We start from the raw sequence: 23,190 nt of genomic DNA, 5'->3' as shown, positions 1-23,190 counted from the left end.
ATCGGGTCCTCAGGCAGCAACATTCTTGGGGCCGGCAAGCCCGTCATATCCGGGCGCATAGGCAATCGACGGCCCCTCGGCCCGAATGCGCTCGCGCATGCGCAGCGGGCGGAGCACACCGTCGACCACCTCGACGTCGACGACATTCACGTCGACGACCTCATTGGCATCGAAGGAACGCTTGCCGGTCGTCTCGAGAGCGGCGACCGCCTCCGCATGGCGGGCGATGAACGCGTCCTGGAGCGACTCCACCCACTTGCCGGAAGCGTCGAGCCAGACGGATATGCCGTCGCCTAAACGATTCGCCGTCAAAACCTTGTCCACCATCGCGTCGTCCTCAATTCCCAATCTGTTCTACGCGCTTCTCCGCCTCGAAAACCTGGCGCTTGGCGGCAACCAGTGGCTCCGAGCGTTCGAAATTCGCGCCGGCGACGGCGTCGCCAATGATCACCATCACCGGACCGTCGAGTTCCGTGCGGTTCTCGAGGCCCGGAAGATCTACAAGGGTCCCGTGCAGCAACCGGCGCTCGGCGCGGCTGGCATTCTCGATCACCGCCACCGTCGTCTCGGGCGCAAGCCCCGCCTTCATCAGCCGGCCCGCCACCGAAGCCGCCACCGTGCGCCCCATATAGACGGCTATCGTCGCGCCGGAAACAGCAAGTCGCGCCCAGTCGGGCAGAACGTCGCCGGCGAGGTCGTGTCCCGTGGTGAAGACCAGCGAGGATGCGACGCCGCGCAGCGTCAGCGGCAACTCGAAATCCGCCGCAGCAGCAAAGGCCGAGGTGATTCCCGGCACGATTTCGTAGCTGATGCCGGCCTCGCGCAAGGCAGCCATTTCCTCTCCGGCACGGCCGAAGATCAGCGGATCGCCGGATTTCAGCCGCACCACGCGCTTGCCTTCGCCGGCAAGCTTCACCAGCAGGTGATTGATCTCGTCCTGCGACTTGGTATGACATCCCTTGCGCTTGCCGACGGACAGACGCTCGGCGTCGCGACGCCCCATATCGACGATCGCCTGCGGAACCAGCGCATCATAGACGATGACGTCCGCCTCCATCATGACGCGCTGCGCTCTCAGCGTCAGCAGATCCTCCGCTCCCGGCCCGGCACCGACAAGCCAGACATGGCCAGGCACATCTCCGGCCGCAATCAACAGGCGCGCGGCCTCGCGGCTGGCGGAAGCAAGATCGCCGGCGGCTACGTGATCGGAGACCGCCCCCGAAAAGAAGCGCCGCCAAAACACCCGCCGCGCGACGCCGCGCGGCACGAGGCGGTCGACCGCTTCGCGATAGGTCGCAGCCAGCGATGCGACAAGCCCAAGCGACGGGGACAGCAATTGGTCGATCTGTGCGCGGATCATCTGCGCCAGGACCGGGCCCGCCCCCTCGGTGCCGATTGCAACGGCGACCGGCGCGCGATTGACGAGCGCGGGCGTCAGGAAGTCGCAATAGTCCGGCTGATCGACGGCATTCGCCGGAATTCTCTCAACCCGTGCGGCGGTCACGATCACCCGGTCGGCAGCGGCATCACCGGTTGCGGCAAAGACGAGCGCGGAGCCTTCCACCTGATCGGCGGCAAAGCCTTCACGAACGGTCTCGATGCCCTTCTCGTTCAGGAACTTCTCGAAGGCCGACTCCGGCTGGTCCGCATAGGCAACGATCCGCGCCTCGGTGTTCAACAGCAACCGTACCTTGGCAAACGCCTCGTCACCATTGCCGAACACCGCCACGCGCTTCTGCGCGACGCGAAAAAATGCCGGAAACACGGACAGTTGTTGTGACATGGCGAGAGGACGGCTCCTTCTACAGGCTGCGGCGAATATCCCTCATAGCCGCTGCCAATTGAAGAAACAGAAATTTCTATGGCTTTGCGGGCACGTATTGTTTTGCTCGACAGCCAATCTTTTTGAGCAAATATCTCCGGCAGCCGCGGCTGCCATTGCGCCATAGCCCCGACCTCCGTTAAATGCCGGCGGGTGGCACGGGAGAACTCAAGCCATGAAGCGACATGAAATGGCCGAGCGCCTGCTGACGGTCATCGAGAAGGACATATTGCCGCTCACCGAAAAGGGCGTCGCGGCCGGCAACAAGGTGTTCGGGGCCGCAATCCTGCGCAAATCAGACCTCTCGCTCGTCTTGGCGGAGACCAACAACGAGACCGAAAACCCACTGTGGCACGGCGAGGTCCACACGCTCAAACGTTTCTACGAAATGGCGGAAAGACCCGACACGCGCGACCTGATTTTCCTGTCGACGCACGAACCGTGTTCCATGTGCCTCTCGGCCATCACCTGGTCCGGCTTCGACAACTTCTATTATTTCTTCAGCCACAAGGATTCGCGCGATGCATTCTCAATCCCGCATGACCTGAAGATCCTCAAGGAGGTCTTTCGGCTCGAACCGGGCGGCTATGCCCGCGAGAATGCCTTTTGGTCCTCGGCCTCGATCAGGGAGCTGGCGCAAGACGCCGATCCGGACACGAGAAAGCGGCTTGCGGCACAGGACGCCCGCATCCGCACGCATTACGACCGCCTGTCCGACACCTATCAGGCGGGCAAGGACAACAACGACATACCGCTGAACTGATCCGATGGAACCTTCCCGCGACATTCAAACCCTGCTCGACATCATGGCCGCTCTCCGCCACCCGGAGACCGGGTGCCCGTGGGACATCGTGCAGACTTTCGAGACGATCAAGCCCTATACGCTCGAGGAAGCCTACGAGGTCGCGGATGCGATCGAGCGCCACGACATGGACGATCTCTGCGACGAACTCGGAGACCTGCTTCTTCAGGTCGTCTTCCACGCGCGCATGGCGGAGGAGGCCGGCGAATTCGCCTTTGGCGACGTGGTCGAAGCCGTCACCCGCAAGATGATCCGTCGCCACCCGCATGTCTTTGCCCGCGCCGGTGCCGATACGCCCGAGGCAGTCAAGCTGCAATGGGAGGAGATCAAACAGGCGGAGAAGGCCGACCGGCAGAATCGCCGCCTGCGGCGCGGCCTGCCCGAGGAGGCAGGGAGCGGCCACCTGGGATCAATCCAGCGCAGCTTCCCGGCGCTGGTCGAAGCCCTGAAGCTGCAGGAACGCGCCGCCAAGGTCGGCTTCGACTGGTCTGAGCCCGAGCCGATTCTCGACAAGATCGAGGAGGAGGTCGCCGAACTGCGGCAAGCGCTTCACGACGGCGACCGCAACAAGATCGCCGACGAGCTTGGCGACCTCATCTTTGCCCTCGTCAATATCGGTCGCCATGTCGGCACCGATCCGGAAATGGCGCTGCGCGGCACCAACACCAAATTCCGGCGCCGTTTCGGCCATATCGAACGGGAGTTGAAAGCGGGCGGGGAAACGCTCGATGCCGCTTCGCTCGAGCGCATGGAGGAACTCTGGCAGGCGGCCAAGGCGATCGAACGGCAATTGACGTAGCGGCATGCCGTTACGTCACCAATTCACCAGTCCTCTTCGACCTGTTTCGGTCCGTTGCCGAGCCTTCTTTCGAGCTCGGCCGCTTCCCCTTCCGTCAGGCGCAGGTCCAGGCTGACGCGCCCGTCTTCAAGGTCCTCGCGGCCGTCGACGATCGCGTGCTCATAGATCCAGGGCAGCATCTGCAATTGGTCGAGGCCGAGCGCGATCGTGCATTGGGTCAGGACGCCGGAAAGACGCCGGCCGATTTCGGCGAGCAGGTCATCCACCCCGGCGCCGGTGATCGCGGAGACGGCGACGGTATCTTCGGCGCTCGACGCTTTCTTCATCAGCGCCTCGCGCATCTCGGGCTCGAGCTTGTCGATCTTGTTCCACACTTCGACGATGCGCTCGGCGCCTTCCTTCTCATCGATGCCAAGATCGGCAAGGATGCGCAGCACGTCGCTCGACTGCGCCTGGTTGTCCGGGTCGGAGAGGTCACGCACATGCAGGATCAGGTCGGCTTCGAGCACCTCCTCCAGCGTCGCGCGGAATGCCGCCACCAGATGCGTCGGCAGATCGGAGATGAAACCAACGGTGTCCGACAGAATCACCATGCGCCCGCGCGGCAACTTCAGCCTCCGGAGCGTCGGATCGAGCGTCGCGAAGAGCATGTCTTCGGCAAGGACCCCCGCCCCGGTCATCCGGTTGAACAGCGTCGACTTGCCGGCATTCGTGTAGCCGACCAGCGCCACGATCGGATGCGGCACTTTCTTGCGCTTCGAGCGATGAAGCTGGCGCGTGCGCCGCACTTGCTCCAGCTCGCGTTCGAGCCGCACGATCCTTTCCTGCAGCAGGCGGCGGTCCGCCTCGATCTGGGTTTCACCCGGACCGCCCATGAAGCCCGCACCGCCGCGCTGGCGCTCCAGGTGGGTCCAGCTTCGAACGAGGCGGCCCTTCTGATAGTTGAGATGGGCAAGATCGACCTGGAGCGTTCCCTCCTTGGTGGAGGCGCGCCGACCGAAAATCTCGAGAATGAGTCCGGTGCGGTCGATGACCTTGGCGTTCCACTCCTTCTCGAGGTTGCGCTGCTGCACCGGCGTCAGCGGGTGATCGACGATGACGAGACCCGCGTCCTTTTCGTTGAGGACATGGCCGATTTCCTCGATCTTGCCGCTGCCGAGCAGCGTGCCGGGTTTCGGTTGGGCGACGGGAACGATGGAGCCATGGACGACCTCGAGATCGATCGCAAGCGCAAGTCCTGTCGCCTCTTCCAGCCGGCTTTCATCGGAACGGGTCGTCGTTAGGGACGGCGTTTCGCTCGTGCCCCTTCCCGATTTCTTCAGGACGGGAACGACGACGACCGCGCGCATGTCATCGCGGCGCCTTTCCAGCTCCGGGATGACCGACGACGATTTGGACTCACGCTTGGTAATGTTCCTTACGTCCCGTCAGGATGCGGCTTCCTCATTCTCGAACATCTGCAGGGGCTGGCCCGGCATGATCGTCGAGATTGCGTGCTTGTAGACGAGCTGAGAGTGGCCGTCGCGGCGCAAAAGGACGCAGAAATTGTCAAAAGACGTTACAACACCCGTCAGCTTGACGCCGTTGATCAGGAAAATCGTCAATGAAATCTTTTGCTTGCGGACCGTATTGAGAAAAAGATCCTGCAGGTTCTGAGAACGTTCCGCCATCGCGCCGCTTCTTTCTTATTTGCCGGCCTGGCACCGGTGCATTTTTGCTAAATTCTGCTCATTGAGGCGTCACAGTGCTCTTCCCCGAAGCCTCATCAAGTTTGGTATCAAATCAATGTCTTTTCCGCAACGGCGAAAAAAGCGTCACGTATATTCTGTGCTATATTTCCGGGGTGGCCATTGCCGATGCTCCTCCCGTCGACCGCCACGACGGGAAAGCAGATGCTCGTAGCGGCGGTGATGAAGACTTCTCGTGCCGCGAGCATTTCCTCGACCGAGAACGCCCGCTCTTCGACCTTCAGGCCCAGTGTCTTCGCGACCTCCATCAGGGTGGTTCGGGTAATTCCGCGCAGGATGCCGTGTTCCGCCGGTCGGGTGCGCAGGCTACCCTCGCCATCGACGATCCACACATTCGTTGCCGCGCCCTCTTTCACCATGCCATCGGCGTCGACGAAGATCGCCTCCTGCGAGCCCTGCTCCCTGGCCCGCTGGCGGGCAAGCACATTCGGGAGAAGGCCCACGGTCTTGATGTCGACCCGGTCCCAGCGGTTTTCCGGCACCGTAATCGCGGAGATTCCCTCGGCATTCTTTCGGGCAATGGCAGCGGCGTCCGTCCGCTTAGCCGTGACGACGATCGACGGCGGCGTGTCCTTTGCCGGAAAGACGTGGTCCCTGCGTGCGACCCCGCGCGTCACCTGCAGATAGAAGAGCCCATTGCGCACCCGGTTCCGGCGCAGCACCTCGCGAATAACCTGCACCAGCGCCATCCGGCTCATCGGCCAGGCAATGCGAAGCTCATTCAACGATCGGTCCAGGCGATCCATATGGCGGCGAAGATCGACGATGAAGCCGTGCCGCACCTCGCAGACCTCATAGACGCCGTCGGCGAACTGATAGCCGCGATCCTCCACATGGACCGCCGCCTCCTGATGGCGCACATAGGAACCGTTGACATAGGCAAATCTCGGCATCCGGCAGCCGCCTCAAAAATATTGGATGCTTACGCGGAAAAGCTGCTCGACGTCGCGCACTGCGCTTGCCGCGGCAAGGAGGACAACGCGATCTTTCGCCTTTATCCGCGTGTTGCCGTCCGGTCGTATGAACATCTTGTCGCGGTAGAGCGCGCCAATGCGGATGCCACCGGGAAGTTCAAGCTCGCGCAGAGCCCTGCCGACGAGCGGCGAGGTCTCCAGCGCTTCCGCCTCGATCACCTCGGCCACGCCGTTTTGCACGGCATAGACCGAGCGGATGCGCCCCTTCCGCACATGCTGCAAGACGCGCGAGATCGTCACCGCACGCGGATTGATATAGGCATCGACGCCGGCTGCGGTGGAGAAACCCTGATAGGCCGGCTCGTTGATCAGCACGAGGGTCGACTTCGCACCCAGGCGCTTTGCCATCATGCTGCCGAGAATGTTGATCTGGTCGCTGTTGGTGAGCGCCACCACGAGGTCGGCATCCTGGACATCCGCCTGCGTCAGGATTCGCTGCTCCATCGCCGAGCCTTGCAGGACGACCGTGTTGTTCAGCTTGTCCGCGATGAGCACGGCGCGGCTGCGGTCGCTCTCGATGAGCTTGACCCTCATGCGCGGCTGCTGCTCCTCGATCGTGCGGGCAACGAAATAGCCGATGTTGCCGCCGCCGAGAATGACGATCCGCCGCGCCTCCTGCTCTTCATGGCCGAAGAGCGCGAGCGTGCGGCGGGTGTGATCGCGATCACAAATGACATAGGCGAGATCGCCCGTCTGCAACTGATCGGACGAATGCGGAATGATCAGTTCGCCGTCGCGGAAAATGCCGGTGACGGTCGCCATGAGGTCCGGGAAAAGCTGGCTCAATTGCTGCAACGGCGTGTCGACGACCGGGCAATCCTCCATGCATTCGATCGCGATCATCGCGATGCGATCCTCGGCGAAGCGTACCACATCGGTCGCGCCGGGAAAGGAGATGCGGCGCAAGACGAGACGCCCGACTTCGATCTCCGGCGAAATCGAGACGTCGATCGGCACGTTCTCGCGAGAGAACAGATCGGAATATTCCGGCGCGAGATAGCTCTGGGCGCGGATGCGGGCAACCTTCGTCGGCACGTTGAAGATCGCATGCGCCACTTCGCAAGCGACGATATTCACCTCGTCATAGAGCGTCACGGCAATGATCATGTCCGCCTGGTCGGCACCGGCCCGCGCGAGCACGTCCGGATGCGCGCCGTGCCCGACATAGCCGCGCACGTCGAGCGTTTCGGTGATATGGGCGATGAGCTCGGCCGACGTATCGATGACCGAGACGTCGTTGTCTTCCTGCGACAGCCGCTCGGCAATGCCGAAGCCGACCTGCCCTGCCCCGCAAATGATTACCTTCATCCTTGTCCCTTCGTCCGGATCGGCCGCGAGCCCTAAGCAGTCCGCGGTTTTATCCCACGGTTTTGCGATCACAACCCGCGGCAAACCTAGGATCTAAGCCTATAATCTTGGATAAACCCATGAATATCTGCTTAGCGCATGCAGGAGTGCACGCTTAGCCCCGACCGCGTGGGGAGCCGGAGTTGCTCCGCCCCGCGCTGCTTCGGTATCAGACGCCCAGGGATTTCAGCTTGCGGTGCAGCGCCGAACGCTCCATGCCGACGAACTCGGCGGTGCGCGAGATGTTGCCGCCAAACCGATTGATCTGGGCGATCAGATAATCGCGCTCGAACATTTCGCGAGCCTCGCGCAATGGCAGGGTCATGATGTGCTGATCGCCCTGGGCGGAAATCTTCGGAAGCGTGTCACCCACCTCGTTCGGCAGCATGTCGGCAGAGATCGGCGTCTCCGGTCCGTCGCTGCGGGCGAGAATCATCAGACGCTCGATATTGTTGCGCAGTTGCCGGATGTTGCCAGGCCAGTCATGCGCCTGCAGCACGGCAAGCGCGTCCTCGCCGATCTTGCGCGGCCGGATGCCGGCCTGCTCGCTCACCTGGCGCATGAACATATCGACCAGGAAGGGTATATCCTCGCGACGCTCGGCCAGCGCCGGGACGCGCACCGGTATGACGGCCAGGCGGTGATACAGGTCCTCGCGGAAAAGCCCATCGGCGATCATGTTCTCGAGATTGTAGGCGGTGGATGAAATGATACGCACGTCCACCTTGACGCGCTTGGAGCCGCCGACCCGCTCGAACTGCTGATCGACGAGGACGCGCAGGATTTTGTTTTGCGTCTCCCGGGGCATCTCGCCGATTTCATCCAGATAGAGGATGCCGCCATGCGCCTCTTCGAGCGCGCCGGTCCGGCGCGGCTGGCCCGCCGTCCCCTCCGTGCCGAAGAGGGCGATCTCCATCCTGTCGGGCGTGATCGCGCCGGCATTCAGCGCCACGAAGGGCCCGGCGGAACGCGTCGATTTGCGGTGGATCATCCGCGCCACGAGTTCCTTTCCGGAGCCGGAGGGGCCAAGGATCATGATGCGGCTGTTGGTGGGCGCCACCTTTTCTATCGTCTGGCGCAATTGCGAGACCGCCACCGAGGTGCCGATCAGTTCCACCGGATCGCCGGACCGCTTCTTCAGTTCCGAAACTTCACGCTTGAGCTTGGAATTTTCGAGCGCGCGCTCCGCGATGAGAATCAGACGGTCCGCCTTGAATGGCTTCTCGATGAAGTCATAGGCACCGCGCTTGATCGCTGAAACTGCTGTTTCGATGTTGCCGTGGCCGGAAATCATCACCACCGGCAGATCCGGATGGCGGTCCTTGATCTCGTCAAGAAGGGCCAAACCGTCGAGCCGGCTGCCCTGCATCCAGATGTCCAGAAAAACGAGCCGCGGCACCCGGTCGTTGATCGCCGCAAGCGCACTGTCGCTGTCGAAAGCCGTCCGCGTCTCATGGCCCTCGTCCGACAGTATGCCGGAGACGATCTCGCGGATGTCTTCCTCATCGTCCACAACCAGAATATCAGCCGCCATTGGTATTGCCCTTGTCCTTGGAAGTATCGCCGCCAGCGATTTCACCGGCGGGCGGGAGGATCACGCGGATCATTGCCCCGACACCGCCGTCGAAATCGGGCGGTGCGTCATGCAACTCCAGTTGTCCACCATGGTCCTCGATGATTTTCTTGACGATCGCCAGACCGAGCCCCGTGCCCTTGTCGCGCATCGTCATGTACGGCTCCAGAATTCGATGCCGGTTTTCCGTCGGAAGCCCTTTGCCGTTGTCGATAATGTCGACCACGTAGCGGCCGCTCGACTCGTCTCGGCGGGAGCGGATCATAATTCTCGGTTCGCCGCGGGCCACCTCGGCCGGCACCGCCTCGATCGCCTCCACCGCATTCTTGACGATATTGCCGAAGGCCTGACCGAGCATCCGGCCGTCGAACTGGCCTTCGAGCGGATCGTCGCCGAAGTCGCGAATGAAGCTGATGTGGCTGTTGCCCATTTCCCGCAGGAAGACGGCGTCCTTGAGAATGGCGCGCAGATCGGCCTTCTCCTTCGTCGGCTTCGGCATCCGCGCAAAGGCTGAAAATTCGTCAACCATGCGGCCGATGTCCCCCACCTGGCGCACGATCGTATCGGTGCACTGGTCGAAGACCGCCTTATCGTCCTGGTCGATCTGCCGGCCGTAGCGGCGCTTCAGCCTCTCGGCCGAGAGCTGGATCGGCGTCAGCGGGTTCTTGATCTCATGGGCGATGCGCCGGGCGACGTCCGCCCAGGCGGTGGAGCGCTGCGCAATCATCAGGTCCGTGATGTCATCAATGGTGATGACATAGGAGCCGTGCGATCCGTTGCCCTCCTCGCGCGTCACCTGGACGTTCAGCGTGCGCTCCGTACCTCCGCGCATGGTGTTTATCTGCTTGCGATACTCGTTGCGATGGCGGCTCTCCGCCTCAACCAGCACGGCTTCGATTTCCGGGGCCACCTCGCTGAGGCTCACACCTATCAGGCCTTGCGCGCCGTTCCTCAAAACGCCTTCGGAGGAAGGATTGACGATGGTGATGCGGTGATCCTTGCCGACGCCGATGACCGCCGCGGTGACGCCGGAAAGCACCGCCTCGATGAAACGGCGGCGCTGGTCGACCTCGTCCTTCGCTTCAAGGATCTGCTCCTGCTGCGTGCGGATCTCGCTCACCATCTTGTTGAAGGTGCGCGACAGATTGCCGACGTCCCCGTCGACGGCGCGCACGGGCACGACGACGTTGAGATTGCCGGAGGCGACGCTGTCGGCCGCGCCGATCAATTGACGGATCGGCCGCACGATGCGGTCGGCGACAGCGATCGCCGTCCAGATTGCGGCAAGCAGCACGATCAGCGCGAAACCGATGTAGAGGACGCCGAAGGCGATCTGCAGCGAGGTTCGTCCCGCCTCCAAGGCCTTGTATTCGGCGGTGTTCTCCTCCATCAGCCGCATCGAGCGCATGACTTCTGGATCGACGTTGCGGACGGTGTAGAGATAGGTGTCGGGTATGTTGTCGAGCGGGATGACGGCGCCGACGAGGTTGGTAACTCCCGGTGGAATGAGCGTCGGCTGGCCGGCGACGGTGCTTTTCAGCGCATCCTGGGGAATGGACGGCAGCGGCCGGTCGGTCGAGATATTCGCCTGGAGGATGGGGCTACCATCGGCGCGGACGAGAAACGCACCAAGCATGCCGCGCCCCCGCGCCTGCCGCGTCATCAGTTCGATGAAGCCGGTTCGGTCGAGGCTGTAGAGCTGTCGGTTGCGCTCGAGGTCGTTGGCCATCGAGACCGTCTGCCCCTGGAGATAGCTGGCGTTCTCAAGCACATAGGCCTGCGCCACGTTCAAGGACGAGCGAACGATCGCCTGCGTGCGCAACGAGAACCAGCGATCAAGCCCCACATCGAGCGTGATGCTGGCGAAGATCGCCACCAGGATCGCCGGCGTAATGGCGACGATCGAAAACAGTGCGACGATGCGCACGTGCAGCCGCGCCGCGGCCCTGCCCTTGCTGCGCGCCCTGAGCAGTCTCATGATCTCGCGGGCGATGAGATAGATCAGCCCGACGACGAAGACACCATTGACGCCGGCGCAGGCGATGACGATGTTCCGCTCCGGGCGAACCGGGGTCAGCCCCAGAAGGACGAGCAGCGACAGGGTGGCGCAGACCAGCGCGCCTGTCGCAAGCATCAGCCCCGGCAGCGCGAAGGATGCCCGCCGATCCTGGGCCGCGACACTGTCCTCCGTGCCCAATGGCAAGGCCATTCCATCCACCATGAATAAAGTTTCCCCCAAACCGACGCCCCCACGGCACCGGCACGCGCTTCAATTCCGGACCAAGAACTGAACGCACCTCGGTGGCCGGTACGGCGCCAATGCGTCGTTTCAACGGCAGTCCGGCCTGCGACTCGGCGCGTGGAGGACGTTCAACAATGTATTGTGGCGAAAATGCAACGGTGTTGCACGGCAGTCAAGCGCTGCGCGAGCTGCGATAGACCGAAACGCCGAGCTCCCGGATCTTCTTGCGCAGGGTGTTCCGGTTGAGTCCCAGCAGGTCCGCAGCCTTGATCTGGTTGCCCCTGGTCGCGGTCAGGGCCGCTAAGATCAACGGATACTCCATTTCCGCAAGTACGCGTTCATAGAGGCCGGACGGCGGCAAAGCGTCGCCGAAGCTCGCAAAATACTGCCGCATGTTTTCCTCGACCGCCTGGGAGATCGACAGCGAGCCGTCGCGGGCGGCAGCCTTGTCGATCGGACTGTCCGGCACCTCCGAGCGCAACTCGTTTTCGATGATTTCCCGGGTGATCACATCCTGTGGATAAAGTGCCGTCAGGCGCCTCACGAGGTTCTCGAGCTCGCGCACATTGCCCGGCCAAGGATGCGCCTTCATCAGTTCCAGCGCCTCCTGATCGAAGCGCTTCACATCGAGACCTTCCTTCTCGGCCTGCTGCACGAAGTGGCGCACGAGATCCGGAATATCCTCGGCTCGATCCCTCAGGGGCGGCAGACGCAGCGGCACGACGTTGAGGCGGTAGTAGAGGTCCTCACGGAAGAGGCCCTGATTGATCGACTGCTTCAGGTCCTTGTTGGTCGCGGCGACAATCCGAACGTCCGAGCGGATCGGCGTGCGCCCGCCGACGGTCGTGTATTCGCCCTGTTGCAGCACGCGCAGGAGACGCGTCTGTGCATCCATCGGCATGTCGCCGATCTCATCCAAAAAGAGAGTTCCGCCTTCCGCCTGTTCGAAGCGGCCGGTCGACCGCATCTGGGCGCCGGTGAAGGCACCCTTTTCGTGGCCGAACAACTCCGATTCGATCAGGTCGCGCGGAATTGCCGCCATGTTGATGGCCACGAAGGGCCCATTCCGCCGCTTGCCGTAGTCGTGCAACGCGCGTGCGACAAGCTCTTTGCCGGTGCCCGATTCGCCGGTGATCATCAACGTCAGATCGGTCTGCATCAGCCGCGCGAGCACGCGGTAGATCTCCTGCATGGCGGCGGAGCGGCCGACGAGCGGCATGCCGTCCTGGGTATCGTCGTCCAGCTTCGAGGGCCGGCGCTTCGGCTCCGCCAGTGCCCGGCCGATAATGCCGATCAACTCGGTCAGGTCGAACGGCTTCGGCAGATAGTCGTAAGCGCCCTTCTCCGACGCTTTGATGGCCGTCATGAAGGTGTTCTGCGCGCTCATGACCAGAACGGGAAGATCCGGGCGTGCCTTCTTGATCCGAGGCAGAAGATCAAAGGCATTCTCGTCCGGCATCACCACATCCGTGACCACGAGGTCGCCGTCGCCGGCGGAGATCCAGCGCCAGAGCGTCGCCGCGTTGGAGGTGATGCGTACATCATATCCGGCACGGCTGAGCGCCTGGTTGAGCACGGTGCGAATGGCAGCGTCGTCATCCGCGACGAGGATCGTTGCGCCGGTCATGCATTGGTTCCTTTTGTCATCGGAAATACGTCATCCGCCGTCGGCCCCTTGGATGCGGGCATCAGAACGCGGAAGGTCGTGCGGCTGAGCTGGCTGTCGCATTCGACGATGCCGCCATGGCCGCCGATGATCTTGGCAACGAGCGCCAGCCCGAGACCGGACCCGTTCGTTTTCGTCGTGATAAAGGGGTCGAAAAGATGCGGAAGCAGGTCGGGCGGCACACCCGGCCCGTTGTCGTGCACGCAGAACTCGAGCGGCAGTGATATCTTCTCCCGCGTGCCTGCAACGGAAAGCCGAATGCCCGGGCGATAGGCGGTCGTCAGCTGGATTTCGCCGTCGGGCCGATCGCCGATCGCCTCTGCGGCATTCTTCACGAGGTTGAGGAAGACCTGAACGAGCTGGTCGCGATTGGCAAACACCGGCGGCAGCGACGGATCATAGTTTTCGGATATCTTTATCCCGCGGGCGAAACCGGCCTTGGCGATTGCCTTCACGCGGTCGAGGACCGAATGGATGTTGAGCGGCACGCGATCGATCGGGCGCTCGTCGGAGAACACCTCCATGCGATCGACGAGAGACACGATCCGATCCGTCTCCTCGCAGATCAGCCGCGTCAGCGCGCGATCCTCGTCCGTGGCCGATGATTCAAGGAGTTGCGCCGCCCCCCTGATTCCGGAAAGCGGGTTCTTGATCTCATGCGCCAGCATCGAGGCAAGCCCGGTGACGGATCGCGCGGCGGCGCGATGAGTGAGCTGCCGGTCGATCTTGTCGGCCATCGAACGTTCCTGAAGGACGATCACCACCGATCCCGGCTGCGACAGTACCGGCGCGACATAAAGGTCGACGAGCTTGTCGGCGCCCAGCCGTGGCGAACTTAGGTCGACCCGGTATTCGTTCACCGGCGCCCGCCGTTCGCGCACCTGCTCGATCAGCGTCAATAGTGGGCTGCCGAAGGGGATGAACGCGTCGATCGTGTGGCGGGCGAGATGGTTGGCGCTCGCGCCGAAAAACGATTCGGCCTCCCAATTTGCAAAGGCGACATGGCTGTTCTCGTCTACCAGGATCACCGGATTCTGGATCGCATTCAGAACCGCCATGGGAAGATCGTTTACGCCGCCCGCGGGCTCCGGCACTCTTGCCTTTTCGCTCATGCCGCCACTCCCTCCCTGGCCGTCGCCACGCCGGAGTAAGCGATCGCGCCAATTACGCGCTCGCTCACCAGTTTCACATCCTTGGACGTCAGTATCGCGGCCTTTTCCTCGACCGGAAGAGTTGGCACGAAACGATCCAGATACCAGCCGACATGCTTGCGGGCGGCGCGGAGCCCCACTTCGGCCCCATAGAAATCGAGCATCATGGCATAGTGCTCGGCGAATATTTCCGCGACCGCCGTCGCGTCCGGCTGCACGGCGGCACCGGCCAGCACCGCCGGATGCCATGGCCGCCCCTGAGCCGATCTGCCGACCATTACCGCATCCGCACCCGAGCGGCGCAGGATTTCGCGGGCATCGGCAGTGGTATCCACGTCTCCATTGGCGATCAGCGGCACCGACACGACGTCGCGAACCGCACGGATCGCATCCCAATCGGCCTTGCCATTGTAGAATTGCATACGCGTGCGCCCGTGGATCGTGATCGCCTGCACGCCCGCCTCTTCAGCCCTGCGCGCAATCAGCGGTGCATTGATCGAGCTTTCGTCCCAACCAAGCCGCATCTTGAGCGTGACCGGCACGTCGACCGCCTCGACCGTCGCCTCGATCAGCGACAGGGCATGATCCGGCTCACGCATCAGCGCCGAACCGGAATAGCCCCCGGTCACCTTCTTTGCCGGACAGCCCATATTGATGTCGACGATATCGGCCCCATTGGCCTCGACGATCCGCGCCGCCTCGGCCATCCAATGCGCGTCGCGCCCGGCGAGCTGGACAATGTGTGGATCGATGCCGGAATTCTTCAGGCGCGCCCAGGATTCGGCGGCATTGCAGACGAGCTCGCGGCTTGCCACCATCTCCGTCACGACGAACCCGGCGCCGAAGCGCCAGGCGAGCATGCGAAAGGGCAGGTCGGTCACCCCGGACATGGGCGCGAGCGCCACGCGGTTACGGATTTCGACGTTCCCGATCCGGAGTGACGATGAGAGGGCCGTGGAGGGCAAATGCATATCTTTCAGGCACATTCAAGTCTTGCACTATTTTTAGCCATACTTCATCGGCTTGCCAAGCGATTTCCACACGCTCGACAAAATTCCTCCGACGGGTGGCAAAGAGGGGACCTTCGCGGTACATGACTGCAAAGATTGGCGAATGCGGGACCCCATACAGAAGATGCAACCGGAAGAACAGTTCTCCTGTGGCGTCGTCATCGTCGCAGCCGGCCGCGGTGAGCGCGCGGGCCAATCGGCCGAAGGCCCGAAGCAATACCGAATCATTGGCGATCGTCCTGTTATCACGCATACACTTGACATTTTCGCGACGTGGCAGGGCGTTGGCCCCATCGTCGTCGTCATTCATCGGGACGACGAGGCTCTCTTTGCAGCCGCCCGTGTGCGCCTGTCCAGCCAGGCCGATCTATTGGTGGTGCATGGCGGTGCAAGCCGTCAACTCTCCGTCCTTGCGGGGCTCGAGGCGCTTTCCGGAGCCGGTCCGCGGCATGTCATGATCCACGACGCCGTGCGTCCGTTCATAGACCATGCGTTGCTCGACCGCTGCCGCGCGGCGCTGGAGAGCGGCGCCGGGGCTGTGCTGCCGGCAATCGCGGTCGCCGATACGCTGAAACGCGCGACAGACGGCCGCCTTGTCGAGGAGACGGTCCCGCGGGCCGGGCTTTACGCCGCGCAGACGCCGCAATGCTTCCGCCTGGAAGAGATCCTGGCCGCCCACCGCCGGGCGTGCGCCAGCGGCCGAAGCGATTTCACCGATGACGCTTCTATCGCCGAATGGGCGGGTCTTCCCGTCATTCTCGTCGAAGGCGCGGTCGACAACGTCAAGCTTACCCTCAAGAGGGACATATCGATGGCCGATGAAAGGCTGACCCGCGACGCCGTTCCGGACGTGCGCACCGGCAACGGCTATGACGTGCATCAGCTCGTCGAGGGCGACGGCGTCACGCTTTGCGGCGTCTTCATTCCGCATGAGCGCAAGCTCTCCGGCCATTCCGACGCTGACGTCGCCCTGCACGCCTTGACCGACGCGCTGCTTGCCACCTGCGGCGCCGGCGATATCGGCGACCATTTTCCGCCGACCGATCCGCAGTGGAAGGGCGCCCCTTCCCGCATCTTCCTGGAGCACGCGGCAAAGATCGTGCGCGCGCGGGGCGGCAGGATCACCAATGCCGACATTTCGCTGATCGCCGAAGCACCGAAGGTCGGCCCCCATCGTCAACAGATGCGCGAGAGCCTCGCCGCGATGCTCGACATCGATCTCGACCGCTGCTCGATCAAGGCGACGACGAACGAGAAGCTTGGCTTCGTCGGCCGCAAGGAGGGCATTGCCGCGATCGCGACTGCGACCGTCGTCTATGTGTCCGGGAGAAAGAGCTGATGTGGCCGGCGGCGATCGCAGAGAGGGCGAACGCGGTTATCGCCGAGTTCACCAGGCGCGGCCTGAAAGTGGCAACGGCAGAGTCCTGTACCGGCGGGCTCATTGCCGGGGCACTGACGGAGATTGCGGGCTCGTCCTCCGTTTGCGACCGCGGCTACGTCACCTATTCCAATGAGGCGAAAGTCGAGATGCTTGGCGTCGCTGCCGCAACCCTCTTGGCGCACGGCGCCGTCTCGCGCGAAACCGCCACCGAAATGGCGAAAGGCGCCCTCGAGCACTCATGCGCCGATCTGGCAGTGGCTGTCACGGGCATTGCCGGTCCGGGCGGCGGCTCCGTCGAGAAGCCGGTCGGCCTCGTTCACCTCGCGGCGGCCACGCGAACAGGCCGGCTTCTTCAGCGGGAGATGCGCTATGGCGACATCGGTCGCACCGCCGTGCGACTGGCAACGGTCGCCACCGCGCTGGACCTCCTCCGGGAAGTCGCTCAGGAGCCGTAGATCACGTCGGCCCGCTTCTCGAAAGCCTCGGAGAACATGCCGAAGGCGCGGTCGAACATCGATCCCATCAGCGCACCCAGAATGCGACTCTTGAACTCGTAGTCGATGCAGAAATGAACGATGGACTGGCCTTGGTTCACCGCTTCGAAGCGCCAGACATTGTCGAGGTATTTAAAGGGCCCCTCGATATATTTCACGTCGATCATCCGCTCCGCCCCATTGAGCAGGACCTGTGTCGTGAAGGTCTCGCGGATTGCCTTGTAGCCGACCGTCATATCCGCCAGCAGCAGGACCTTGCCGTCCCGCTCTTTGCGCGAGCGCACGCTCAAGCCCTCGCAGAGGGGCAGAAATTCCGGGTAGCGCTCGACATCGGCGATGAGGTCGAACATCTGTTCGGCCGAATGGTTCACGACATGGTTGGTTTCGAAATGTGGCATGAATTTTGAGTTAAGCGCGCGCGCAAGGAAGATCAAGGAGCGCGCGCATTTGTCCCGGGTTCTTGTATCATGGGACCGGTGGCATCACCGCTTGAGGGACGACATGTCTCGCTCTTTTGCCCCGGGGGCGCCGTGGTGGTATCCTTTTGGCATTATATCCAAGAAAGTATTGTCGAACGCAGGGAGGAGCGAATGGCTGTTCACGGACAGAAGGGCCAGGTCGAGCAGATCCTCACGCGCGCGGATATCCGCACGGCTTACCATGAGGATCCCGAAGGGGCCGAACAGAGACTGTTTGGGCGCATTTCTTGCCCGGACCGGCGCAGCTTTCTAAAGAATGCAGGGCTTGCGGCGCTGGGTGCGGCGCTCGGTGCAGCGATGCCTTTCCACCGCAACTTTCCAGCCGGGCTGATGCCGATTGCCTTTGCCCAGGACACCGGCGCCGCGCTTATGAAGGAGAAGGACGGGCTGACGGTCTTGGCCGATCGGCCTCTCAACGCCGAGACGCCCGCGCATCTCCTCGACGACGATCTCACGCCGTATTCGCGACTTTTCATTCGTTCGAACGGGCTCATCCCACAAACGGCGCTCGACAAGAATGCCGAGGGCTGGACCCTCAAAATCGATGGAGAGGTGGATAACGAACTTTCACTCAGTCTCGACGACCTCAAGAACGACTTCGAGAACGTGACGCTGGCGCTGGTGCTCGAATGCGCGGGCAACGGCCGCGCCTTTTTCGACCCGGGCGCCTCCGGCAATCAGTGGACGGTCGGCGCCGTCGGCTGCCCGGAATGGACCGGAGTGCGCCTGCGCGACGTCCTGGAAAAGGCCGGCATCAAACCGTCGGCTGTTTACACCGGCCACTATGGCAATGATGTGGACATTTCGGGAGACCAGGACAAGGTGGTGATTTCCCGCGGCGTTCCGATCGAAAAGGCAAGGGAACCCGAGACCCTGATCGTGTGGGCGATGAATGGCGAGGACCTGCCGGCGCTCCACGGTTTTCCGCTGCGGCTGGTCATTCCAGGATATCCGGGTTCAGCCTCGCAGAAGTTCCTGACCCGTATCTGGGTCCGCGATCAAGTTCACGACGGCGAGAAAATGGGCGGGCATTCCTATCGCCTGCCCGCCTATCCGGTCGCTCCGGGAACGGAGGTGCCGGAAGAGGACATGGAGATCCTCACTGTCATGCCGGTCAAGTCGATCGTGACCGCACCCGCAACCGGCTCGAATGTTCCGGCCGGCCAGGCGACGGAAGTGCGGGGTCATGCATGGGCGGGCAGTGGCGATGTGAAGGCCATGCATGTCTCGCTCGATTTCGGGCAGAGCTGGCAGGAAGCGACGCTGGAGCCTCCGCGCAACAAGTTTGCCTGGCAGAGGTGGCGCGCCAACGTCACTCCGCCGGAAAAGGGCTATTACGAGGTCTGGGCGCGAGCGACCGACATGAACGACGTCATGCAGCCGCCGGTAGCGCCTGGCTGGAACCCGCGCGGCTACGGCAACAACATTATCCACCGGATAGCGCTATTTGCGCAATGACGACCCGGGGCAAGCTCGCAAGGAGAGCCTTTCCTTCCCGCCGCTTCAACGCAAGCGGCGCGATCAGTCACGTCAGCGTCGCCGCTTGTCTTCTTGTCGGCGACATAGGCGCCCCTGCCGCACATGCAACGGAACCCTCGATCCAACTGGCGCAGCAGGGCGGCGCGCCCGGATACGACCCGATGCGACGAGGCATCGGGAGACCCACCCAGCGGGGCGAACCTGCGCCGCCGGGCAACCCCGAACTCGGTGACCTGCCGGACGCTCCCGGCGCCGAGGACACCTACTATCTTTGCTCGGCTTGCCACTCGATCGCACTGGTGACCCAACAGCGGCTCACGGATGAGCGATGGAATTACCTGTGGGACTGGATGGTCCGCGAACAGGGCATGCCCGACCAGGATGAAGAAACGCGCGAGGCGATCCTCAACTACCTGCAGACACATTTTTCTTCCGAACGGTAGAGAGTCTGCGGGACACCGTGCCTCAAGACGCGGGTTTTCTGAGGCGAAGGTGGAGAAATATAGGGACCACGCGCGTATCGGCGACGGTCGGGTACAGCCGGGCCGCCTCCTCGGAGGCCATCGGCTCGCGCAGTTCCTCCAGGACGAAACCCGACGCAGTGATCATTGCCACCCAGGTGCTGAGCGTCCGGTGAAAGCGGGGGACGCGAAAGGGCGTCGCGTTCTCCCGCTCGCTCGAAGGCATCGACGAAAACAGCCAGGTCTCGATTCGCCCATCGGTCTCGTCGAAATAGTCCGCAACTTCGACGGCGTGGCAGTCTCCGTTCTCGTCCCGGATGGTCTTGCGATGCGGCGGCACGAAACAGGGATGAAGGATCGAGAACTGAAAGAAGCCGCCTCGGCGCAGCACGCGAAAGACCTGCCGCAGGACGCCAGCCTGGTTGGGCATGTCCATCAGCGACATGAAAGCCGTCACGAAATCGAACGCCTCGTCCTCGAATGGCAGATCTGCACCATCGCCAATCTCGTAGCGAATTCCCCGCGGATCATCCTCCTCCTGTTCGCGCGCATGGCGGATGAAGGTCGGCGCGATGTCGATCGCCGTCATCAGTGCCCCGTGTTCGGCGAGACGGCGGGTGTTGGTCCCCTCTCCGCAACCGAGGTCAAGCCCGCGCAAGGCGGCGACAGGCGGAATCATGTCCAGGAATGCGGGTGTATTCAGCGCGTCGCGGTAAATATCGTAGCCGGCGCGCGAGAACTTCGTCCAGTTCTCGGCATTCCCCTCCCAGCAGGCACCAACCTCGGCAGATTGCATCGAAGCCCCCACACTCACGCTCGGAGGTTGCGATCTACTATCTCAAGCGTATTTCTGCAAGCACCCGGTCGCCGCCCGGCTACTCCGCTGCCGCCTTCTTCTCCCGCGCCGCCCTCAGCCGCGCGAAATCGTCGCCGGCATGGTGCGACGAGCGGGTCAGCGGGCTCGATGCGACCATCAGGAAGCCCTTGGTATAGGCGACCGTCTCGTAGGACTTGAACTCCTCCGGGGTGACGAAGCATTCGACCTTGTGATGCTTGCGGGTCGGCTGCAGATATTGGCCGATCGTCAGGAAATCGACGTCGGCGGTGCGCAGATCGTCCATCAATTGCAGGACCTCGTTCCGCTCCTCGCCGAGCCCGACCATGATGCCGGACTTGGTGAACATCGACGGATCGAGCTCCTTCACCCGCTGTAGCAGGCGGATCGAATGAAAATAACGGGCGCCCGGCCGCACCGTCAGATAGTTGGAGGCAACGGTCTCGAGATTGTGGTTGAAGACGTCCGGCTTGGCGGCGACGACGCGCTCCAGGGCGCCGGGCTTTCTCAGGAAGTCGGGCGTCAGGATCTCGATCGTGGTTGCCGGTGAGGCTTCCCGGATCGCGAAGATCACCTTCTCGAAGTGCTCGGCGCCGCCATCATCAAGATCGTCGCGGTCGACCGAGGTGATGACCACATGGCTCAGGCCCATCTGCTTGACCGCCTTCGCGACATTGGCCGGCTCATCCAGGTCGAGCGCGTTCGGCTTGCCGGTCGAGACGTTGCAGAAGGCGCAAGCGCGGGTACAGATCTCCCCCATGATCATGAAGGTGGCGTGCTTCTTGTCCCAGCATTCGCCGATATTGGGGCAGCCGGCCTCTTCGCAGACCGTGACGAGATTGTTGCCCTTCACGATCGAGCGCGTCTCCAGGTAACCCTTGGAGGTTGGCGCCTTCACGCGAATCCAGTCGGGCTTGCGCAGGACCTCCGTGTCCGGCCTGTGCGCCTTCTCCGGATGGCGGACCCGCTCAGCCCGGTCCGAGACCGCATCGAAAACCGTTACCATCTGTCTTCCTTCATCGTATCGAGCAAGCGGCCGGGCCGTTCGCACCGTGTCGCTTTATATAACGAGCTGGACGCAAAAAGTCAGGCCGCCATTTGCATGGCAGCCTGACCGCAAGTGAATGGACTGAGTGCTAACCTCTGACGGCACGCCCCGCCGCAATCAGCAGGCAGGCGCCGATGAAGCCGATGATGAGATAGGCGACCCAGCCAGTATAGGCCATGCCAAAGGCGGCCAGGATGAAGTTCAGCACCAAGGCACCGATGATACCAAGGACGATATTCGCGATCAGCCCCATCTGGCTGTGCATGAATTGCTCGGCCAGCCAGCCGGCAAGTCCGCCGATGATGATTGCGGCCAGAAGGCCCACTCCGTTCAGGCTCATGACGACCTCCACGCATTGCCGATGTCTCGCAAGCAATGCGCGAAAAGGTCGAAAGTTCCGCTCGGCGGTTCCGCATCAGGCGTTCAATACGCGCCCATAGGCATCGAGAACGCTTTCCTTCATCATCTCCGAAAGCGTCGGATGCGGGAAGACCGTGTGCATCAGTTCCTCCTCCGTGGTCTCCAGATTCATGGCGACGACAAAGCCCTGGATGAGTTCGGTCACTTCGGCGCCGACCATGTGGGCGCCGAGGAGTTCACCCGTCTTCTTGTCGAAGATCGTCTTGACCATGCCCTGATCCTCGCCGAGCGCGATCGCCTTGCCGTTGGCGCCGAAGCCAAAGCGGCCGACGCGGATGTCACGGCCGAGCTCCTTCGCCTTGGCTTCCGTCAGGCCGACCGAGGCGACCTGCGGATCGCAATAGGTGCAGCCCGGGATCTTACCCTTGTCGAGCCCATGGACGCCCGGAATGCCCGCGATCTTTTCGACGCAGATCACCCCCTCGTGCTCGGCCTTGTGCGCCAGCATGGGAGGGCCGGCAACGTCGCCGATCGCGTAGACGCCGGCGACATTCGTTTTGCCGTAGCCGTCGGTGACGATGCAGCCGCGATCCGTCTTGATGCCGAGTGCTTCGAGCCCGAGGTTCTCGATGTTGCCCTGGACTCCGACGGCGGAGATAAGGCGATCCGCCTTGATGGGCGTCACCTTGCCGTCCTTCGTTTCGACATGGGCGGTCACGTCATTGGCACCCTTCTCGACCTTCGTCACCTTGGCGTCGGTGAAGATCTTGAGCCCGCGCTTCTCGAGCTGCTTGCGGGCGAAGGCGGAGATTTCCGCGTCCTCGACCGGCATGATCTGCGGCAGCAGCTCGACGACGGTGACGTCCACGCCCATCGACCGGTAGAAGCTCGCGAACTCGATGCCGATCGCACCCGAGCCCATCACCACCATCGATTTCGGAAGTTCTTCCGGCTTCATCGCCTCGAAATAGGTCCAGATCAGCTTGCCGTCGGGCTCGATGCCCGGCAGCGCCCGCGGCCGGGCGCCGGTCGCGATGATGATGTGCTTGGCCGTATAGGTACCCTCGCCCTTGACGCCCTTCGGAATGGGGTTCTGCGGCTGGACCGCCGGCTTTGACGGCGCGCCGACGACGATTTCGCCGGGCTTGGTCAGCTTCGCCTCGCCCCAGATCACGTCGATCTTGTTCTTCTTCATCAGGAAGGCGACGCCGCCGGTCAGCCGCGCGGAAACCGCGCGCGAGCGGGCGACCACGTCCTTGACGTTGGCGGTCATCTTGCCTTCGAGCGTCAGGCCGTAATTCTTCGCATGATTGGCATGGTCGAGAATTTCCGCCGAACGCAAAAGCGCCTTGGTGGGAATACAGCCCCAGTTCAGGCAGATGCCGCCCAGGTGCTCGCGCTCGACGATCGCCGTCTTCAAGCCCAGTTGCGCCGAGCGGATGGCGGTGACATAGCCGCCCGGGCCCGAACCGATAACGATGACGTCGTAATTCTCAGCCATGTGTTTCCTACCTTTGTT

22 protein-coding genes are annotated in these 23,190 nt (G+C 62.8%); 6 read left to right on the top strand and 16 right to left on the bottom strand.

Annotated elements, in window-relative coordinates; translation table 11 throughout:
- Positions 1-9: 9 nt before the first annotated feature.
- Positions 10-327, bottom strand: coding sequence for a DUF2849 domain-containing protein (locus tag EKH55_RS06015; protein ID WP_151611166.1), 318 nt, complete (start codon positions 325-327; stop codon positions 10-12).
- A gap of 10 nt (positions 328-337) precedes the next feature.
- Positions 338-1,783, bottom strand: coding sequence for a siroheme synthase CysG (gene cysG / locus EKH55_RS06010; protein WP_151611165.1), 1,446 nt, complete (start codon positions 1,781-1,783; stop codon positions 338-340).
- Positions 1,784-1,997: 214 nt separating this feature from the next.
- On the opposite strand from cysG, the gene EKH55_RS06005 reads away from it, so the two are divergent.
- Positions 1,998-2,585, top strand: a complete 588-nt coding sequence (locus EKH55_RS06005; RefSeq protein WP_151611164.1) for a deaminase — start codon at positions 1,998-2,000, stop codon at positions 2,583-2,585.
- Positions 2,586-2,589: 4 nt separating this feature from the next.
- Positions 2,590-3,423, top strand: a complete 834-nt coding sequence (mazG, locus tag EKH55_RS06000; RefSeq protein WP_151611163.1) for a nucleoside triphosphate pyrophosphohydrolase — start codon at positions 2,590-2,592, stop codon at positions 3,421-3,423.
- 23 nt (positions 3,424-3,446) lie between these two features.
- Here the strand turns inward: mazG and hflX are convergent, their stop codons facing one another.
- The 9 genes from hflX to dusB form a co-directional block, all read right to left on the bottom strand.
- On the bottom strand, positions 3,447-4,772 hold the full coding sequence (hflX, locus tag EKH55_RS05995; protein WP_069457848.1) for a GTPase HflX: 1,326 nt from the start codon (positions 4,770-4,772) through the stop codon (positions 3,447-3,449).
- Positions 4,773-4,850: 78 nt separating this feature from the next.
- The gene (gene hfq / locus EKH55_RS05990; RefSeq protein ID WP_003535434.1) at positions 4,851-5,093 is read right to left on the bottom strand and encodes an RNA chaperone Hfq; all 243 of its coding nucleotides are present in this window, start codon (positions 5,091-5,093) and stop codon (positions 4,851-4,853) included.
- 107 nt (positions 5,094-5,200) lie between these two features.
- Complete coding sequence (locus tag EKH55_RS05985; RefSeq protein WP_069457849.1) at positions 5,201-6,064, bottom strand: D-amino-acid transaminase; 864 nt, start codon at positions 6,062-6,064, stop codon at positions 5,201-5,203.
- Positions 6,065-6,076: 12 nt separating this feature from the next.
- Positions 6,077-7,453 carry a Trk system potassium transporter TrkA gene (gene trkA, locus EKH55_RS05980; RefSeq protein ID WP_069457850.1) on the bottom strand — a complete coding sequence of 459 codons (1,377 nt, stop codon included), beginning with the start codon at positions 7,451-7,453 and terminating at the stop codon, positions 6,077-6,079.
- A gap of 208 nt (positions 7,454-7,661) precedes the next feature.
- Positions 7,662-9,026 (bottom strand): two-component system response regulator NtrX, encoded by a 1,365-nt coding sequence (gene ntrX, locus EKH55_RS05975; RefSeq protein WP_151611162.1) that lies wholly within the window; start codon positions 9,024-9,026, stop codon positions 7,662-7,664.
- Positions 9,016-11,286 carry a sensor histidine kinase NtrY-like gene (locus EKH55_RS05970; RefSeq protein ID WP_151611161.1) on the bottom strand — a complete coding sequence of 757 codons (2,271 nt, stop codon included), beginning with the start codon at positions 11,284-11,286 and terminating at the stop codon, positions 9,016-9,018. Before EKH55_RS05970 ends, ntrX begins: the two co-directional genes overlap by 11 nt.
- Before the next feature lie 193 nt (positions 11,287-11,479).
- Positions 11,480-12,934, bottom strand: a complete 1,455-nt coding sequence (gene ntrC, locus EKH55_RS05965) for a nitrogen regulation protein NR(I) (protein WP_069457853.1) — start codon at positions 12,932-12,934, stop codon at positions 11,480-11,482.
- Complete coding sequence (locus EKH55_RS05960; RefSeq protein ID WP_069457854.1) at positions 12,931-14,085, bottom strand: two-component system sensor histidine kinase NtrB; 1,155 nt, start codon at positions 14,083-14,085, stop codon at positions 12,931-12,933. The genes ntrC and EKH55_RS05960 overlap by 4 nt, the downstream gene beginning before the upstream one ends.
- Positions 14,082-15,110 (bottom strand): tRNA dihydrouridine synthase DusB, encoded by a 1,029-nt coding sequence (gene dusB, locus EKH55_RS05955; protein ID WP_069457855.1) that lies wholly within the window; start codon positions 15,108-15,110, stop codon positions 14,082-14,084. The genes EKH55_RS05960 and dusB overlap by 4 nt, the downstream gene beginning before the upstream one ends.
- Before the next feature lie 148 nt (positions 15,111-15,258).
- Here dusB and EKH55_RS05950 point away from each other — a divergent pair, with 148 nt between their 5' ends.
- Positions 15,259-16,473 carry a bifunctional 2-C-methyl-D-erythritol 4-phosphate cytidylyltransferase/2-C-methyl-D-erythritol 2,4-cyclodiphosphate synthase gene (locus EKH55_RS05950; protein ID WP_192803770.1) on the top strand — a complete coding sequence of 405 codons (1,215 nt, stop codon included), beginning with the start codon at positions 15,259-15,261 and terminating at the stop codon, positions 16,471-16,473.
- Entirely contained in the window at positions 16,473-16,970 is a 498-nt protein-coding gene (locus EKH55_RS05945) for a CinA family protein (protein WP_069457857.1), read from the top strand. The genes EKH55_RS05950 and EKH55_RS05945 overlap by 1 nt, the downstream gene beginning before the upstream one ends.
- Here EKH55_RS05945 and EKH55_RS05940 read toward each other — a convergent pair.
- Positions 16,958-17,407 carry a type II toxin-antitoxin system RatA family toxin gene (locus EKH55_RS05940; RefSeq protein ID WP_069457943.1) on the bottom strand — a complete coding sequence of 150 codons (450 nt, stop codon included), beginning with the start codon at positions 17,405-17,407 and terminating at the stop codon, positions 16,958-16,960. The two genes, EKH55_RS05945 and EKH55_RS05940, sit on opposite strands and share 13 nt — an antisense overlap.
- A gap of 192 nt (positions 17,408-17,599) precedes the next feature.
- On the opposite strand from EKH55_RS05940, the gene EKH55_RS05935 reads away from it, so the two are divergent.
- Together EKH55_RS05935 and EKH55_RS05930 are read left to right on the top strand one after the other, a co-directional pair.
- Positions 17,600-18,946 (top strand): sulfite oxidase, encoded by a 1,347-nt coding sequence (locus EKH55_RS05935; protein ID WP_151611159.1) that lies wholly within the window; start codon positions 17,600-17,602, stop codon positions 18,944-18,946.
- Positions 18,943-19,410, top strand: coding sequence for a cytochrome C-552 (locus EKH55_RS05930; RefSeq protein WP_151611158.1), 468 nt, complete (start codon positions 18,943-18,945; stop codon positions 19,408-19,410). Before EKH55_RS05935 ends, EKH55_RS05930 begins: the two co-directional genes overlap by 4 nt.
- Before the next feature lie 22 nt (positions 19,411-19,432).
- On the opposite strand, the gene EKH55_RS05925 is transcribed toward EKH55_RS05930, so the two are convergent.
- The 4 genes from EKH55_RS05925 to lpdA form a co-directional block, all read right to left on the bottom strand.
- Positions 19,433-20,224 carry a class I SAM-dependent methyltransferase gene (locus tag EKH55_RS05925; protein WP_069457858.1) on the bottom strand — a complete coding sequence of 264 codons (792 nt, stop codon included), beginning with the start codon at positions 20,222-20,224 and terminating at the stop codon, positions 19,433-19,435.
- Between the two features lie 79 nt (positions 20,225-20,303).
- Positions 20,304-21,269: a lipoyl synthase gene (lipA, locus tag EKH55_RS05920; protein ID WP_069457859.1), complete on the bottom strand. Its 966-nt coding sequence runs from the start codon at positions 21,267-21,269 to the stop codon at positions 20,304-20,306.
- A 130-nt stretch (positions 21,270-21,399) separates the two neighbouring features.
- A complete protein-coding gene (locus EKH55_RS05915; protein ID WP_069457860.1) occupies positions 21,400-21,651 on the bottom strand; it encodes a GlsB/YeaQ/YmgE family stress response membrane protein in 252 nt (83 codons plus the stop codon).
- 75 nt (positions 21,652-21,726) lie between these two features.
- Entirely contained in the window at positions 21,727-23,172 is a 1,446-nt protein-coding gene (lpdA, locus tag EKH55_RS05910; protein ID WP_151611157.1) for a dihydrolipoyl dehydrogenase, read from the bottom strand.
- Positions 23,173-23,190 lie beyond the last annotated feature (18 nt).

The organism is Sinorhizobium alkalisoli (genome assembly GCF_008932245.1).
Taxonomy (GTDB): Bacteria; Pseudomonadota; Alphaproteobacteria; order Rhizobiales; family Rhizobiaceae; genus Sinorhizobium; species Sinorhizobium alkalisoli.
The sequence above is the reverse complement of the archived record's forward strand: the minus strand, read 5'-3'. Positions and strand labels throughout refer to the sequence as shown.

Bases quoted from the DNA above. Each gene is read 5' to 3' on its own strand.
- EKH55_RS06015 (WP_151611166.1), bottom strand. From the start codon at position 327: ATGGTGGACAAGGTTTTGACGGCGAATCGTTTAGGCGACGGCATATCC.
- cysG (WP_151611165.1), bottom strand. From the start codon at position 1,783: ATGTCACAACAACTGTCCGTGTTTCCGGCATTTTTTCGCGTCGCGCAG.
- EKH55_RS06005 (WP_151611164.1), top strand. From the start codon at position 1,998: ATGAAGCGACATGAAATGGCCGAGCGCCTGCTGACGGTCATCGAGAAG.
- mazG (WP_151611163.1), top strand. From the start codon at position 2,590: ATGGAACCTTCCCGCGACATTCAAACCCTGCTCGACATCATGGCCGCT.
- hflX (WP_069457848.1), bottom strand. From the start codon at position 4,772: ATGCGCGCGGTCGTCGTCGTTCCCGTCCTGAAGAAATCGGGAAGGGGC.
- hfq (WP_003535434.1), bottom strand. From the start codon at position 5,093: ATGGCGGAACGTTCTCAGAACCTGCAGGATCTTTTTCTCAATACGGTC.
- EKH55_RS05985 (WP_069457849.1), bottom strand. From the start codon at position 6,064: ATGCCGAGATTTGCCTATGTCAACGGTTCCTATGTGCGCCATCAGGAG.
- trkA (WP_069457850.1), bottom strand. From the start codon at position 7,453: ATGAAGGTAATCATTTGCGGGGCAGGGCAGGTCGGCTTCGGCATTGCC.
- ntrX (WP_151611162.1), bottom strand. From the start codon at position 9,026: ATGGCGGCTGATATTCTGGTTGTGGACGATGAGGAAGACATCCGCGAG.
- EKH55_RS05970 (WP_151611161.1), bottom strand. From the start codon at position 11,286: ATGGTGGATGGAATGGCCTTGCCATTGGGCACGGAGGACAGTGTCGCG.
- ntrC (WP_069457853.1), bottom strand. From the start codon at position 12,934: ATGACCGGCGCAACGATCCTCGTCGCGGATGACGACGCTGCCATTCGC.
- EKH55_RS05960 (WP_069457854.1), bottom strand. From the start codon at position 14,085: ATGAGCGAAAAGGCAAGAGTGCCGGAGCCCGCGGGCGGCGTAAACGAT.
- dusB (WP_069457855.1), bottom strand. From the start codon at position 15,110: ATGTGCCTGAAAGATATGCATTTGCCCTCCACGGCCCTCTCATCGTCA.
- EKH55_RS05950 (WP_192803770.1), top strand. From the start codon at position 15,259: ATGCAACCGGAAGAACAGTTCTCCTGTGGCGTCGTCATCGTCGCAGCC.
- EKH55_RS05945 (WP_069457857.1), top strand. From the start codon at position 16,473: ATGTGGCCGGCGGCGATCGCAGAGAGGGCGAACGCGGTTATCGCCGAG.
- EKH55_RS05940 (WP_069457943.1), bottom strand. From the start codon at position 17,407: ATGCCACATTTCGAAACCAACCATGTCGTGAACCATTCGGCCGAACAG.
- EKH55_RS05935 (WP_151611159.1), top strand. From the start codon at position 17,600: ATGGCTGTTCACGGACAGAAGGGCCAGGTCGAGCAGATCCTCACGCGC.
- EKH55_RS05930 (WP_151611158.1), top strand. From the start codon at position 18,943: ATGACGACCCGGGGCAAGCTCGCAAGGAGAGCCTTTCCTTCCCGCCGC.
- EKH55_RS05925 (WP_069457858.1), bottom strand. From the start codon at position 20,224: ATGCAATCTGCCGAGGTTGGTGCCTGCTGGGAGGGGAATGCCGAGAAC.
- lipA (WP_069457859.1), bottom strand. From the start codon at position 21,269: ATGGTAACGGTTTTCGATGCGGTCTCGGACCGGGCTGAGCGGGTCCGC.
- EKH55_RS05915 (WP_069457860.1), bottom strand. From the start codon at position 21,651: ATGAGCCTGAACGGAGTGGGCCTTCTGGCCGCAATCATCATCGGCGGA.
- lpdA (WP_151611157.1), bottom strand. From the start codon at position 23,172: ATGGCTGAGAATTACGACGTCATCGTTATCGGTTCGGGCCCGGGCGGC.